Origin of the sequence: Planctomicrobium limosum (assembly GCF_051465645.1) — a bacterium.
GTDB lineage: Bacteria > Planctomycetota > Planctomycetia > Planctomycetales > Planctomycetaceae > Planctomicrobium.
In genome coordinates this window covers 4454831-4469193 of sequence record NZ_CP195790.1, presented here as the reverse complement: position 1 = coordinate 4469193, position 14363 = coordinate 4454831, and the positions used below count along the sequence as shown (strand labels likewise).

Here is a 14363-nt window from a genome sequence, read left to right as displayed (position 1 = left end):
CCGATCGTGATGGCAATTCCACCCAAACAGGGTGAAGAACTCGATTGCGCAGCGAACCGTCTGTCGGCTGTACGGCCGCAGAAGAAAACCGACCACCGCGACACAACCACTTACCCAAAAAAGCGTTGCATCGACAAAACGAGCCACTCATCAACAAACAGAATCACGTCAGGCAGCGTGAATTTCGGTCCGGCATCGCTGAAACGCAGAAGAACAGAGATCTCAACAGATTCGCTTCCAGACAGCTTCGATCTATTATATGGAGAGATAATGGAGTTCATTGCGAAGAACGCCTGCAACTCCACTGTGTCGAACACCTGACTCCAACCTCTTACTCGATAGTTGAATGGAACTCCGTCACCGATGACCATGTCTGAGCGCCGAATCTATCTCGACTATGCCGTGACCAGTTTCCCTAAACCTCCAGAGGTGGGAGCTGCAATGGTCCGGTACATCAACGAGATCGGCGTCGCAGCAGGACGTGGAACGACGCGTCGAGGGCGTGAAGTTCAAAGAGTCATTGATCGATGCCGGCAACGAATAGCAGCACTTGTTGGAACCACAGATTCCAGTCGAGTCATCTTCACTTCGAATGGAACGGATTCTCTGAATCTCGCGATTCATGGGTTGCTGCGTGCAGGCGACCAGGTCGTTACAACAGTTTGGGAACATAACTCTGTTCTCCGTCCGCTACATTCCCTCCAGCAGTCGCAGGGAGTTCAGACGACGTTCGTTCCGCCAGACACGGCAGGGACTGTCGACCTGAATGCTTATGCGGAAGCACTCAGGAATTCCCCACGACTGGTCATCATCACTCATGCATCGAACGTAACAGGGGTGATTCAACCGGTCGAAGAGATGGCACGATTGGCACATGCCGCCGGAGCGTTCGTCCTCCTCGACGCCGCACAAACACTAGGAGCGATTCCTGTCACCTTGAAAGAGACCGGAGCCGATCTGATCGCCGCGCCAGGTCACAAAGGGTTACAGGGACCGCTGGGAACCGGAGTTCTGGTAATCGCCCCCGGGATCGAGAAGGAACTTCAACCTGTCCGTCAGGGAGGAACAGGAACAAGTAGCGAGTCTCCAGAGCAGCCACTGCAGCTCCCGGAACGGTACGAGCCAGGCAACCTGAACGTCCCTGGTCTGTTCGGGTTAGAAGCCGCACTCGACCGAAATCAGGGGACACTGAATTCCCTTTCGATCTCGAATGGAAGTGAACTGACAAGACAATTCATCGCCGGTCTGGAATCACTTCCCGGCGTGCATGTTCATCTCTCCGCGCCAGAGATCCAACGAGTCCCTGTGATCAGCGTCAGCTTCGATCGGGTCACTCCACAAGTGATGGCAACGTTACTTGATGAACACTATGACATCGAGGCGCGAGCAGGTTTCCACTGTGCCCCCAAGGCTCACGATGCTCTGGGAACACTCGAACAGGGTGGAACCATTCGATTCAGCCTTGGTCCAGCAATCACTGCAGACGAAATCGATCTCACACTCGCTGCTCTCGCGGAAATCACCGCCGCTCTTTAAGAGCAGCGGGACTCCCAGAAGTTCGAAGCAGCGAATCCGACGAACTCCATCTTGTCACGCGTTAGGCAGCCAGCTGAGGGGCGGTTGTCCGTCGATTCATATTCGGCAACAAAACCGCCAGTACTCCCAGCAACGGGATATAGGCGCAGATTTCGAAAATCGTGGTAATGCTTGTTCGATCTGCCCAGATTCCAATGATCGCAGAAGCAACACCGCTCACTCCGAAAACGAACCCAAAGAACAACCCCGCCACGAGTCCGACTCGCCCCGGCATTAACTCCTGTGCAAACACAAGAACCGCAGAGAAGGCCGACGCCAGAATCATCCCGGCCAGCACACTCATGACGATGGTCATTGAGAAGTTCATGTAAGGTAATGCGAGCGAAAACGGCGCTGTCCCGAAGATGGACACGCAGATCACCATTTTTCGCCCACGACGATCCCCGATTGGACCTCCAATGATCGTTCCAGCGGCAACTGCAAACAGAAACGCAAACAAGCAGAGCTGCGAAGTCTGCACCGAGACGTGGAACTTCTCGATCAGATAGAACGTGTAGTAGTTTGTCAGGCTGACGAGATAAAAGTACTTCGACGTCATCAACACAATTAACACCAGCATTGCGCAGACAACCTGCCAATTCGATAAAGAATGCTTCGCTCTTTTCACTGCTCGCTTCGAAGTAGATGTACGCTCGATCGTTAATTGCTGCTGATACCAGATTCCCAGTCGAGCCATGACGATCATCGCCAGCAAGGCGATCACAGCAAACCATGCCACCGCCGGTTGTCCTCGCGGCATCACGATCCATGCGGCGAGCAAGGGCCCAAATGAAGTCCCGAGATTCCCGCCAACCTGGAATACCGATTGAGCGAATCCATGACGTCCACCGGATGCAAGAATCGCCAGCCGCGCCGCTTCCGGGTGGAAGACAGAGGAACCAAGTCCGACCAATCCGGTAGAGATCAACAGCATCAACAACGAATGTGCCTGCGACAGCATCAACAGGCCGATCAGTGTCGACCCCATCCCCAAGGCCAGCGAATACGGTTGCGGGCGACGATCCGTCACGAATCCAACAACAGGCTGTAACAAAGACGCTGTCATCTGAAACGTGAGTGTGATCAGCCCGATCTGCGTAAATGTCAGACCATGAGACTGCTTCAAAAGCGGGTATAGCGCTGGAATGACTGCCTGAACCGTGTCATTCAGAAAGTGGGACAGACTCAATCCGTAAAGAACCCCGAACGAAGTGAATTCAGGGACAGGATTCGACTCCGGTAACGCAGCTTCGAGATTTTGACTCATGACAAACCAGATCAAAGCGAACTGTGCTGACGCAAATGCACACTGCCCGTCAGACCCGTTCTATAAGAATAGGTTCGCCGCAGCGGAACGTGCAGTAGCAGAACTAGAACTTTCCCGGAATCGGCTCCGCACCAAATAGAGAACTTCTCCGCATCAATGAACTGGCATTCCTCTTAAGGCACCGAGAGTCGGCATCAAGAAAAAAGCCTGACTCAACTGTGAGGTCGAGTCAGGCTCAAATTATTGAACATCAGCGATCATCGCCGGCTGTCAGCGACAACTATGTTCCTGCTCCGATTGACTGAGAAGGAATCGATACCGATTTCTCTTGTGTCGCCTTACTGAACGCGGCAGTCAGCAATTCATCCTGTTCGCGTTTGTGTGCCTTTGAAGAACCGGTTGCAGGGCTGGCGCTTCGTGCACGGCTCACACGTTCAATGTTGAATCGCTTCAGGAACTTATCCCCGAATCGAGCACGAATGTACGGCCAGGCACCCATGTTGGATGGTTCGTCCTGCACCCACTTGAATGGAACACTGTCGTCGAGTTCATGGAAGAACTGCTTCAGCGACGATGACGGGAACGGATAAAGTTCCTCGACTCGCACGATCATGACGCCTTCGTACCCACCTTCGCGACGACGATCGATCAGGTCGTAATAGACCTTACCGGAGCACATCAGCACCTGCTTCACATTCTTGAAGTCCTTGAATTCAGGATCAGGAATGAATCGCTGGAAGCTGCCGTTTGCCAGTTCGTCCAAGGTTGAGACGCACTCTTTGTGACGCAACAGACTCTTTGGAGTCATCACGACCAGTGGTTTCTTCCACTTACGAAGCACCTGACGACGCAACAGGTGGAAGATCTGTGCCGGAGTCGAAGGCTGAACAACCTGAATATTGTCTTCTGCAGACAGCATCAGGAATCGTTCGAGGCGTGCACTGGAGTGCTCTGGCCCCTGCCCTTCAAACCCGTGAGGCAGCAACATGACCAGACCGGACAAGCGATTCCACTTGTCTTCGGCACTGGCAATGAACTGGTCAATGATCACCTGGGCAACGTTACAGAAGTCTCCGAACTGGGCTTCCCAGATCACAAGACCTTCCGGGCAATCGAGACTGTAACCGTACTCAAATCCCAGAACGCCTGCTTCTGACAACGGGCTGTTGAACAGACTCACTTTGCTCGGGTCGGTCACAACGTTCGAGAGCATGTTGTACGGCTGGCCGTTATTCACATCATGCAGAAACGCATGGCGATGACTGAACGTTCCGCGACGCACATCCTGCCCTGTCATACGGAACGGAGCCCCGTCATCCAGAACAGTCGCAAATGCCAGAGATTCAGCAGCTCCCCAGTCCAGTGATTCTTTCTCTTCCGCCATACTGCGGCGTTGTTCCAGAATACGCTGAGCTTTCGGATGCGGTTCGAACCCAGCCGGGACATGAGTCAACCGTGTCAAAAGGTCGCTCAGTTTACTCTTATCGACCTTCGTATCCGGGTGATCTGCCCGAGTCGCCGGTCCGCCGTAATATCCGGCCCAGACGCCGCCCCAGTTATCGATGCAGCGAATGTAGTCGTCACGACGAGCTTCGGTCAGTTCGTTTTCAAGCTTCTGTCGTCGCTCTTCAACGATCCGTTCCGCTTCTTCCCGTGTGACACCCTGCATGCTCTCCAGAGCTTCGAGGTATCCTGAGTAAACGTTCGGACGTTGACGAATTTCTTTGTACATGACCGGCTGTGTGAACGCCGGTTCATCACCTTCGTTATGTCCACGACGGCGATAGCAGTACATGTCGATGACCGCATCACGCTGGAAGCGTTTACGGAAATCGAGGGCAAGATGCAGAACCTGAGCAACTGCTTCCGGATCTTCCCCGTTCACGTGGAAGATTGGAATCTGCAACATCTTGGCGACGTCAGTCGCGTATGTTGTTGAACGACTCTCTTCAGGTGAAGTGGTGAACCCGATCTGGTTGTTCACGATCAGATGGATCGTTCCGCCGACCGAGTAACCTTCCAGTTCACTCAGATTGAGAGTTTCCTGGATAATCCCTTCACCGGCAAATGCAGCATCACCGTGAATCAGCAGCGTCACACCAGATTCACGGCGGAAATCACCGTACAGATCCATCTTCGCTCGGGTACGCCCCATCGCAACCGTATTCACATACTCAAGGTGTGAAGGGTTGAAGCACAGCGAAAGGTGAACTTTGTTCTCTTGCGAAGTAATCCAATCCCAGCTGTAGCCGAGGTGGTACTTCACGTCGCCGCCGCCGTGCAGGTGCAAGGAGTCAGCATCGTCGAACTCGCGGAAGATCGCACGAGGACACTTGCCCATAATGTTCGCGAGGACGTTCAAACGTCCGCGGTGGGCCATCCCGATGACAATTTCTTTGGTTCCTTCGTTCCCGAGCTTGTCGATCGCCATATCCAGCAATGGGATCAGACTTTCGGCACCTTCCAGCGAGAAGCTCTTTGCTCCCACGAACTTTCGGGCGAGGAACTCTTCAAAGACAACCGCATCTGCCAGTCGCTTCAGGATGCGAAGCTGATCCTGTCGGGCAAGTTGGATGCGGTTTCCGGTTTCTTCCATGCGTTGAGCCAGCCACAGGCGCACCTGCAGGCTGTCAATGTGCATGAACTGAGCACCGATTGAACGGCAATATGTTTCTTTCAGCCAGTTCAGAACTCCGCGAAGAGTATGAATCTGACTTCCACCAAAGTCCCACGATGCGGAAAGTTCGCGATCGAGGTCAGCGTCATCAAATCCGTAGAATGACGGATCGAGTTCTGGTGGACTTGGGCGTTGCTTGCCCAACGGGTCGATCGAAGCCAACATATGGCCTCTCACCCGATAATTCTGAATGAGCTGATCAATTCGCTCTTGATAGGCTGGAACGTCAAGCACTTGCGGCTTGGCGACTTCCAGTGCACCAGCCGAAACCGGCGTTGATGCTGCCACACGAGCAGGAGGATCAAAGATACTCCTTTGAGGAAACGGGCTCTCAGGTGACCAGCCGGATGCAGAATTTACATCCCCATTTTTCAGGTTGTCGAAGTAATGTCGCCACTCGGCAGGAACACTTCCGGGCTGTTCCAGGTACCGGGCGTACATCTCTTCGGCAAAAGCTAAGTTCTGAACGGACAACGGAATCGATTCAACCGACACGACCGCAACTCCAAAACGCAGCACTGGCTGGGGAACGTCTGAACCTTGCAATGGCGAGAACCGGGAAAACCCGATTTCAATTCTGCAGGATATGTAATTGCGTCTATTCTACTGTCCCGGCAGAAATCCGACAGGTGGACTTTGATAACATCCACAAAATCGGCTGAATTTGCCGATTGTAGAATCATTAGCACAATCGAGTAACCTATAACGATTAACTCCAAAAATCACAGCTTGGCCCAGAGTGGGACCAAGACCTGCCCTCAAAACAATCAACGTGCCTGAAGTCCGATGATTATGCCAGCAACTGACCCAAGACGGCTCACCGGCATCTATACGCCGAACCTGGTCCCGCTCGATTCACGTGGAGAAATCAATGAGCCCGAACTGAGACGCTACATTGATTGGCTCATTGATCACGGGGTCCACGGATTGTATCCGAACGGAAGCACCGGCGAATTCACACGATTCACAGCAGAAGAACGCCGAAGAATCGCTCGAATTATCGCTGATCAGACACGCGGGCGCGTCCCCATCCTCGTCGGGGCAGCAGAAGCCAACACCCGCGAAACAATCGCAGCCTGCGAGTACTACTCCGACCTGGGGATGCGGGCCGTCGCGATCGTCGCCCCTTACTACTACAAACTGGGCCCGGAAGCGGTTTACGCCTACTTCCGCGAAATCGGTCGCAACACACCGATTGACGTAACACTCTACAACATCCCAATGTTCGCCAGCCCGATTGATGTCGCAACCGTCCAGCGACTCAGTGAAGATTGCGAACGAATCATCGGGATCAAAGACTCGTCCGGGGACATTCCGCACATGATGCGAATGATTCAGGCAATCCGCCCCAATCGTCCTGATTTCAGCTTCATGACCGGTTGGGATCCAGCATTGATGCCAATGCTGCTCATCGGCTGCGACGGCGGAACGAACGCATCAAGCGGTATCGTCCCTGAAATGACCCGAAGTCTCTACGAAACAACTATTTCTGGACGCATCGATGTCGCTCGGGAGATCCAGTATGACCTGATGGACATGTTCGACGCGATGATCTTCAAATCGGAATTCCCAGAAGGGTTCCGCGCGGCAGTTGAGTTCCGCGGGTTCACCATGGGTGAAGGACGTCAGCCGATGTCCGACAAGCAGAAATCAGATCTGTCCGTGCTCCGCCAGACACTTCGAAGCAAGCTCGCTGAACGCGGTTACATCGAAGACAGATCCTCCATTCGCCTGTCGAACGGACACTCTACCCCAGACGTCACTCAGATTGTCCGCGATGTTGTTTCCGAACTCCGTCGCCGCGGATTGGTCAGCTAGACCGTCCAGTATGTGGTCTCGCAGCAATCCCGCCCAAACCGGACGGGATTCTTCGACCTCCCTGATAACGAAGAAAACCGCCGAACACTTGGTGTCCGGCGGTTTTCTTTTTGTTTCGAGCATGCCACTGGCAACCCAATTCAAGTCAACTGACGAGCAGTTTACTTGTCATTCTTATCGACGATTGGAGGCGGCTGAACCGGCGGGTTGGAAGGCGGCTTCGCCAACCAGGTCTCAACGTCTTCTTCGGTCACCCGAATAATGTCACGTCCCGGACGAGCCTGGACTGTTCGCCATGGCCACGGGATATACTGCGACACCCACAGAAATCCGCAGATCAAAATCCCGGCCAGGACAGTCAACCACATCATATCCTGAGCAATCGGGGGATTTTTCCCGCCGCCTTGACGCACAGGATTCGCTTTGATTTTTCCAATCATCAGTGGCGCCCCGCGCTGCGCATCAAACGCCTGGTACCCCAGAATTTTCAGGAAATACCCTGTAAACAATGCGGTTGCCTCGACCTTATCCCCTTCAGGAAAGCCTGGCGGCAGCTGATCTGTCACAATGACAAAAAGGTTCGCCCGAGATTCCTCGGTCACACCCCAGATTTCATAGACTTTCTTGACGCCAGCTGAATTCTCTTCCGGCTCATGCGAAAGGACACGGCGGACATAGAGTTTGAGCGTGTAAGGCTTTCCGCGATTCTTGGCCGGCGTTTCCCAGATCTGTGTGAAGAACGGATTCTTCACTGAACGCTTAAGCAACTCGTCCTGAGTCTGTGCTCGACTCCAGCGGAACAAGCGCCAATAGCTGGGCATATCCTCGACGTTAATCGGCTGCTTATCGAGAATATTTCGAAACTGATCCTGAGCTTTCGCCCACTCTTCTGGATCCTGATCGGTCGGATTCGGAATGAGAGTTTCGGCCGCTGGCTTCGTCGGTTCTGTAGCCTTTTCGCCTTCGGCTGACGCCTGCACGCCACCGAATTCCTGTGCAATAGCGACATCCTCAGCAAGCCAATGCCAAGTCTCTGGCTTGCTGGTGTGGGAAATCATCATCCCCAACAGGAACAGCATACAGATCATTGTCACCAGTCGTCGTCCATCCCGACGCCCGGCTAGGCGTCGGGATGAATATCGGATTCTGCCGGTCATTGCGACTTCAATTCAATAAAGCTGAGCTTCTCAAGCTTCTTGCCGTCCGCAGTTTTCTGCCGGGCACAGACGTCCATCAGTGCCAGGAACGTTGAGTAATTCAACTTCGGGTCGATGTGAAGCTGAATTGCATCAAAAGTTCCACCAGACAACGTGAAGATGTTCTGCAGTTCACGATCCAGAGCATTGGCATCCCCTGAACGAAGAGCCCCTCTCAAAAGTGGACGTTCCCCAAGGACCAGCGACTGCAACTCTCCATTATCCGACGCTTTCACCGTGATGACCAGTGTTCCAAAGCCCGGAAGTGACGGACCATCGGATTTCGCCTGATCATTAGGCTGAATTGGCCGCGACTGAGTCACTGCCACCGGTGGTGGCAGATTCAGAGCAATTTGACCTTCGATCGGGGAAGGCCGAAAAGTCATGATAAAGAAGGTCAACAACTGGAAGGCCATGTCGAGCATCGCCGCCATATTCAACTTGACCTCTTCACCACCCTTCTTTCGTCGACGTCGTCGTCTACTGCTCATTGGCCGGGTCCTCCATATTAAAGGCCTTCAGCGAGAACTTGCGAAAACCTCGCTTCTGGCATTCAGTGAAGACCCGATTGAGGTCCTTGAATTTGACCGCTTTGTCAGCGCGAATCACGATCGACGTTGGCAGCTCAGCATTAGGATCTTTAGCCTCTGCACCGGTCAGTTTCATGCGTGAGACACGCGCTTCGCTGTTCAAATAATTTTCCAAGGGAGTGACCAGGTTATAGATCACCAATTGTCCCTCTTTATTGACGTTCAGAACCAGAAAGTCCTCAACGCCTTCGTTCTCGACCGGTCTTGCTGAACCCACCACTGGCAGCTTCAAAGACAAATCCATTGAAGCTGACTTGAAGTTGATCACCAGCATGAAGAAGGTGATCAACTGGAAGACCATGTCCAGCATGGGGGTCAGGTCGGGTTCGGCCGTATTGCCGTCACCACCGTGGCTCATACATCATCTCCCGAAATTCATGTACAGAAAGAGATTACGGGCTATGTAGATGCCTGTTCTTCTCCGGATTTGCTGCCACGATAAATCGTATTCAGGCGACGGAGAAACAAGTCGGCCATAAGAACGGCTTCTGCAGTATGAGCAGAGATTCGGTTTTTCAGCACAGCATAGAAGTAAATCGCAGGAACGGAGACCAAAACCCCTTCGAAGGTCAAAATCAACGCTTCCGAAATCCCGCCTGCGACCTCGCTTGATTTCAGCTGAGTATCGGACAACGCGATCACGCTGAAGCTCGCGATCATCCCCTTCAGCGTTCCCAGCAGTCCGATCATCGGGCCCAGAGTTCCGATCACCGCGAGCATCGCAATGTTCTTTTCCTGGTTTGCGACGCGAACTTCGGCTGCAATGTCCATCGCTTCACGAGCTTCTGTCAGCCCGTACTGCAATTCGGTCAGACCGGCGGTCAACAGAGTTCCCAAGGTACTTGGGTCGTCTTTCACGCGGCGGTAAATCCCTGGATAATCCCGGGCGTTCAGGAGTTCTTCGCACTCTTCAATCAAAGAGGCCGGAGCGATGTTCACGAGACGAATTTCTCCCATTTGCTGGAAGACTTTCGCGACGAAGAAAATCGAAATAATCAACAGGAAGAGACCAATCAATCCTGAAGACTCGATGATCCACCACAGGTAGCTTTTGGATGCGCCGTGTCCGCCTTCAGATGTTGCTGCAGGAACCTCTGCAGCATCCGCTGGGGCTTCAGCGGCGGCCGGTTCAGCAGCAGCAGGCGCCGCCGGAGGGGCAGCAGCTTCGTCCTGTGCAATTGCGACGGAGTTACTAACGCCCCACCACGATGCAAAGACAATAAATGCAATCAGGCCAACTTTGACGCTGATCGATCGAGGGGAAGCATTCAACCTCATTGCCACACCTTCACAGGTACCAAGAAGTTCGCGGATCTCTCAAAGTTGACATCTCTTCTCGGCAGATACCGAAAAACAGGCTTGTCACACTTGTCGATATTGATATTAACGGGGAGTCAGCTGAATTTCGAACGAACTGCCCTGAATTTCCACAAGAGCCGTTCCAGCAATACTGGCAGCCTCTTGAGTAACAACCTAACCCTAGAACAGAGTTCAGGTTGCTAACAAGACAGGGAGCAAATTCCAAAGTCAGTGACTTTGAATTTCAGGAGTCGAGTAACCCTTTGAATCCGGGATACCATCTCAGACTGTAGTTCTCGCTGCCCCTTACAAACCACACTGCAGCCTGAAAATCAACGTCGACTTTTTGATGTTTTCTCATCATCGTCAGAAATTTTGCCTAGTCCACCGTCGGGAGGACCATGAATTCGTCTCGCCAGAGAGGGCGTCAGAGGACGCTCCGCGATCGAATCGCTACTTCGAATCTGCTTCGGCGCTGGCAAATGCCGGGGGTGCACTCGGCTGACCGATCACTTTGCTGACTTCAAAAGCGCCCCAGCCAATAAACAGAACAACCGGCAAGATGGTCAGCAGTTCCACGATAAATGACAGGATGATTTCCTGACTGGTCAGGTCATCCTGTGAATCGGGATCGAGTTTGACGGAATCGTTCTTCACGGAAGCGGTTCCTCAAGGATTCCCGATGCGACGGGAGTAAAAACTGCTGCGAGCTCCTTGAACCTACATCACAAATTTCAGCGAGGCCGGACCATCTGGTGACGGGTTGACAAATCTCAACAACGATTCGATGGTTTATAGCGATTGATCTCGTAAGGCACTTCGAGAAGATAAAGCAGGCAAACAAGCAAAGATGTCGATGGACGGATTCTCCTTCAAACTGATCATCAGAGGAGACTCCACTGCAGCACGAGAACTTTCCTTTTCACTTCTCATCGCGAGAACCTGCTGATGGGAACTCGCTTCGCACGCGACCGATAGCAACCGCCGCAACAGACGAGAAAGCCACAATGGCCGACAAGACCATCTTCAAAAAAATCATCGACAAAGAAATTCCGGTGACACTGATCCATGAAGACGATCAGTGCATCGCATTTCGCGATAGCTCCCCGCAGGCTCCGATCCATATCCTGGTGATCCCCCGTAAGGAGATCCGATCACTTCAGGAAGTGACTGCTGAGGACAAATTGCTGCTCGGACATCTGCTCTATATCTGTCACATGCTGGCCGCGGCGGAAGGACTCGAAAATGGCTTCCGAGTCGTGATCAATGCCGGAGACGACGGGGGACAGACCGTCCCGCACCTGCACTATCACCTGCTTGGAAAGCGCTCATTAACTTGGCCGCCAGGCTAACGCCTCGTCAGACTCTGATCTTCAGGTGGCGAATGGATCCTGCCGCTCGCTGGCTGCTCCCGTGTTGATGCAACCTGAAGATCAACTCTTGGCACAACTTGCTTCTGATTTGCGATCGAGATGATTTCTCAGGGATGATTTGAATGACTCAGGATGAACTCACAACGGCATTGATTCAGCAGATTTCCAGATCGCTTTCCCTGACCATCCGTCAGGTCAGTGGTGCGGTCAAATTGCTGGATGAAGGCAACACGATTCCGTTCATCACCCGATACCGACAGGAAGCAACGGGAGGGTTAGATGAAACCCAGTTGCGAGAGATCCTGAAGCTGCTGCAGGAACTGCGAAACGTCGTTGCAGAACGGGAAAAGATTCTGAAGGCGATTCAGGCTCAAGGAAAACTGACACCAGAGCTTCAACAGGCCATCGAACAGGCCGACTCAATGAAGCGTCTGGAAGAACTGTATGCACCGTATCGCAGCAAGCGAAAGACCCGTGCGGACGAAGCGCGTGAGATGGGACTCGACCCCGTTGCCAAAGCGGTCTGGTCAGGTCGAATTGGTGATGCGAATCTGAATCAGGTCGCCGCTGCCTGCGTTGGCAAGCACCCTGCCCTGACATCTGTCGACATCGTTCTGCAAGGCGTTCAGGATCTGGTTGCCGCTCGTATCTCCGAAGAAGTGGAACTACGGGATCTCGCGCGCAAAACCGCAATCAAAACTTGCACCATCTCCTCGAAGCTCAATGCAAAGTCGGAAGAAGCGGCAACATTTCAGGACTACGCAACCTTTGAACAACCGACGAGTAAGATCCCTCCACACCGAATCCTGGCTCTCAATCGCGGAGAGGATCGCAACGCACTGAAAATCTCCATGAAATGGGATCAGGCACTCGGACAGGCGAGGATCGCCAGTGCCTTGAATCTCGCTCGCCATTCCGCCAGGCAGTTCATGGAGCAATGCATTACAGATGCGTTGAAACGACTGATCGGGCCAGCGATTGAACGGGAAATTCGTCGAGACCTGACTCAACAGGCGCATGCGCATGCTCTGACGAATTTCGGGCGAAATGTGCGTCAATTATTGCTGCAACCGCCTCTGCTGGGACGAACGATTCTGGCAATCGACCCTGGGTTTCGTACCGGCTGCAAACTCGCCGTTCTTTCCGCACAAGGGGACGTGCTCACGAACGACGTCATCTATATCACTGATGCAAAAACACAGCCTCAGGCGGCCGCGAAACTGACGAGTCTGGTTCAAAAGTACAATGTCGAAGTCCTCGCCATCGGGAACGGAACCGCCAGCCGCGAGACGCAGGAACTCGTCTCCGCAACCATTGCCGAGAACAACCTCCCGTGCCGCTATGTCGTCGTGAACGAGGCAGGCGCCAGTATCTATTCTGCAAGCGAAGTTGGAAGGGAGGAGTTTCCTCAATTCGAAGCGACAGTTCGGGGAACCATCTCGATCGGGCGACGCCTGCAGGACCCGTTAAGCGAACTCGTGAAGATCGAACCGCAGCATATCGGGGTCGGCATGTATCAACATGACCTGCCAGAAAAGGAACTCAACGCCTCACTGGCAGATGTCGTCGAATCATGCGTGAACCACGTCGGTGTGGAACTCAATAATGCGAGTGCGGAGCTGCTGAAATACGTTTCCGGATTAAATAAAAACACAGCGAAAGCGATTGTCGCCTGGCGCGAATCGAATGGTGCGTTCCCCACTCGCGACACCTTGAAACAGATCCCGGGCGTCGGACAAAAGACTTACGAACAAGCTGTCGGGTTCTTGCGTATTCGGGGAGGGGACGAACCGTTGGACGCAACCTGGGTTCATCCGGAGAGCTATCCCCTAGCCAGAAAGATCCTGAAGAAAGCTGGAATTACTCCTGCGGCTCTCTCAGGGGGTGCAAGCACAAAAGGCCCAGCGCTGGCTGCACTTCAAGGTGATTCCGAGAAGATGCCAGCCGAATTGAACAGCGATCGGTACACGATCGAACAGGTTCTCTCAGCATTGCTCAAACCGGGACGTGATCCACGCGAAGATCTTTCCCCTCCGCTCATGCGAGCAAATGTCCTGTCTCTCGACGAATTACAGATCGGCACCGAATTAACGGGAGAGGTCACCAATGTCGTCGACTTTGGCGCGTTCGTCGATGTCGGGTTGAAGAACGACGGTCTCATTCACATCAGCAAAATGGCCAACCACTTCATCTCATCGCCTCAAGATGTTGTAAGCGTCGGCCAAACGGTTCGAGTCTGGGTCGATAGCGTAGACACCGGTCGAGGACGTATTGGTCTGACGATGCTTAAGCCTGCTTGATCTCCAGCCAAACGACACACTCTCGCCCTCGGAAGACTGCCCATTTTCTAACCAAATTCGTATTGCTATCGAGAAACACGAGATACGAATTCGTACGAAATCTTTCTAACGATAATCATTGTGGGAGATTCCCCCCTTGAGTTTCACTCAAATTGAGTGCAACATGGCGAGAAGTGAATGAGTTTCGCAGAAGGGAAGTTCTGTACAGTCGACCTTGCTGGATGGTTCCCTCACAAGGGGCTCGCGACCAATTCTGATAGAGTGTCGA

General features: G+C 53.1%; 12 protein-coding genes. 4 read left to right on the top strand and 8 right to left on the bottom strand.

Annotated elements, in window-relative coordinates:
• Window positions 1–110: 110 nt before the first annotated feature.
• Window positions 111–371 carry a hypothetical protein gene (locus SH527x_RS16995; RefSeq protein ID WP_437191874.1) on the bottom strand — a complete coding sequence of 87 codons (261 nt, stop codon included), beginning with the start codon at window positions 369–371 and terminating at the stop codon, window positions 111–113.
• Here SH527x_RS16995 and SH527x_RS16990 point away from each other — a divergent pair.
• Window positions 364–1536 carry an aminotransferase class V-fold PLP-dependent enzyme gene (locus tag SH527x_RS16990; protein ID WP_437191873.1) on the top strand — a complete coding sequence of 391 codons (1173 nt, stop codon included), beginning with the start codon at window positions 364–366 and terminating at the stop codon, window positions 1534–1536. The genes SH527x_RS16995 and SH527x_RS16990 overlap by 8 nt on opposite strands.
• Before the next feature lie 61 nt (window positions 1537–1597).
• Here SH527x_RS16990 and SH527x_RS16985 read toward each other — a convergent pair whose 3' ends face one another.
• Window positions 1598–2842, bottom strand: a complete 1245-nt coding sequence (locus tag SH527x_RS16985) for an MFS transporter (RefSeq protein WP_437191872.1) — start codon at window positions 2840–2842, stop codon at window positions 1598–1600.
• A gap of 280 nt (window positions 2843–3122) precedes the next feature.
• Window positions 3123–6014, bottom strand: coding sequence for a 2-oxoglutarate dehydrogenase E1 component (locus SH527x_RS16980; protein WP_437191871.1), 2892 nt, complete (start codon window positions 6012–6014; stop codon window positions 3123–3125).
• 291 nt (window positions 6015–6305) lie between these two features.
• On the opposite strand from SH527x_RS16980, the gene SH527x_RS16975 reads away from it, so the two are divergent.
• Complete coding sequence (locus SH527x_RS16975; RefSeq protein WP_437191870.1) at window positions 6306–7337, top strand: dihydrodipicolinate synthase family protein; 1032 nt, start codon at window positions 6306–6308, stop codon at window positions 7335–7337.
• A 161-nt stretch (window positions 7338–7498) separates the two neighbouring features.
• On the opposite strand, the gene SH527x_RS16970 is transcribed toward SH527x_RS16975, so the two are convergent.
• The 5 genes from SH527x_RS16970 to SH527x_RS16950 all read right to left on the bottom strand — a co-directional run bounded on the left by SH527x_RS16970 (window position 7499) and on the right by SH527x_RS16950 (window position 11079).
• Window positions 7499–8494, bottom strand: coding sequence for a hypothetical protein (locus SH527x_RS16970; protein ID WP_437191869.1), 996 nt, complete (start codon window positions 8492–8494; stop codon window positions 7499–7501).
• Window positions 8491–9024 (bottom strand): ExbD/TolR family protein, encoded by a 534-nt coding sequence (locus SH527x_RS16965; RefSeq protein ID WP_437191868.1) that lies wholly within the window; start codon window positions 9022–9024, stop codon window positions 8491–8493. Before SH527x_RS16965 ends, SH527x_RS16970 begins: the two co-directional genes overlap by 4 nt.
• Window positions 9014–9481: an ExbD/TolR family protein gene (locus tag SH527x_RS16960; RefSeq protein ID WP_437191867.1), complete on the bottom strand. Its 468-nt coding sequence runs from the start codon at window positions 9479–9481 to the stop codon at window positions 9014–9016. Before SH527x_RS16960 ends, SH527x_RS16965 begins: the two co-directional genes overlap by 11 nt.
• 41 nt (window positions 9482–9522) lie before the next feature.
• Entirely contained in the window at window positions 9523–10401 is an 879-nt protein-coding gene (locus tag SH527x_RS16955) for a MotA/TolQ/ExbB proton channel family protein (RefSeq protein ID WP_437191866.1), read from the bottom strand.
• Between the two features lie 474 nt (window positions 10402–10875).
• Window positions 10876–11079, bottom strand: a complete 204-nt coding sequence (locus SH527x_RS16950; RefSeq protein ID WP_437191865.1) for a hypothetical protein — start codon at window positions 11077–11079, stop codon at window positions 10876–10878.
• A 350-nt stretch (window positions 11080–11429) separates the two neighbouring features.
• On the opposite strand from SH527x_RS16950, the gene SH527x_RS16945 reads away from it, so the two are divergent.
• Together SH527x_RS16945 and SH527x_RS16940 are read left to right on the top strand one after the other, a co-directional pair.
• A complete protein-coding gene (locus tag SH527x_RS16945; protein ID WP_437191864.1) occupies window positions 11430–11774 on the top strand; it encodes a histidine triad nucleotide-binding protein in 345 nt (114 codons plus the stop codon).
• Between the two features lie 143 nt (window positions 11775–11917).
• Complete coding sequence (locus SH527x_RS16940; RefSeq protein WP_437191863.1) at window positions 11918–14095, top strand: Tex-like N-terminal domain-containing protein; 2178 nt, start codon at window positions 11918–11920, stop codon at window positions 14093–14095.
• Window positions 14096–14363: the final 268 nt, after the last annotated feature.

Excerpts from the sequence above, each read along its gene's own strand:
- SH527x_RS16975 (WP_437191870.1), top strand. The coding sequence starts at position 6,306 with ATGATTATGCCAGCAACTGACCCAAGACGGCTCACCGGCATCTATACG.
- SH527x_RS16985 (WP_437191872.1), bottom strand. The coding sequence starts at position 2,842 with ATGAGTCAAAATCTCGAAGCTGCGTTACCGGAGTCGAATCCTGTCCCT.
- SH527x_RS16970 (WP_437191869.1), bottom strand. The coding sequence starts at position 8,494 with ATGACCGGCAGAATCCGATATTCATCCCGACGCCTAGCCGGGCGTCGG.
- SH527x_RS16945 (WP_437191864.1), top strand. The coding sequence starts at position 11,430 with ATGGCCGACAAGACCATCTTCAAAAAAATCATCGACAAAGAAATTCCG.
- SH527x_RS16960 (WP_437191867.1), bottom strand. The coding sequence starts at position 9,481 with ATGAGCCACGGTGGTGACGGCAATACGGCCGAACCCGACCTGACCCCC.
- SH527x_RS16955 (WP_437191866.1), bottom strand. The coding sequence starts at position 10,401 with ATGAGGTTGAATGCTTCCCCTCGATCGATCAGCGTCAAAGTTGGCCTG.
- SH527x_RS16995 (WP_437191874.1), bottom strand. The coding sequence starts at position 371 with ATGGTCATCGGTGACGGAGTTCCATTCAACTATCGAGTAAGAGGTTGG.
- SH527x_RS16990 (WP_437191873.1), top strand. The coding sequence starts at position 364 with ATGACCATGTCTGAGCGCCGAATCTATCTCGACTATGCCGTGACCAGT.
- SH527x_RS16940 (WP_437191863.1), top strand. The coding sequence starts at position 11,918 with ATGACTCAGGATGAACTCACAACGGCATTGATTCAGCAGATTTCCAGA.
- SH527x_RS16965 (WP_437191868.1), bottom strand. The coding sequence starts at position 9,024 with ATGAGCAGTAGACGACGACGTCGACGAAAGAAGGGTGGTGAAGAGGTC.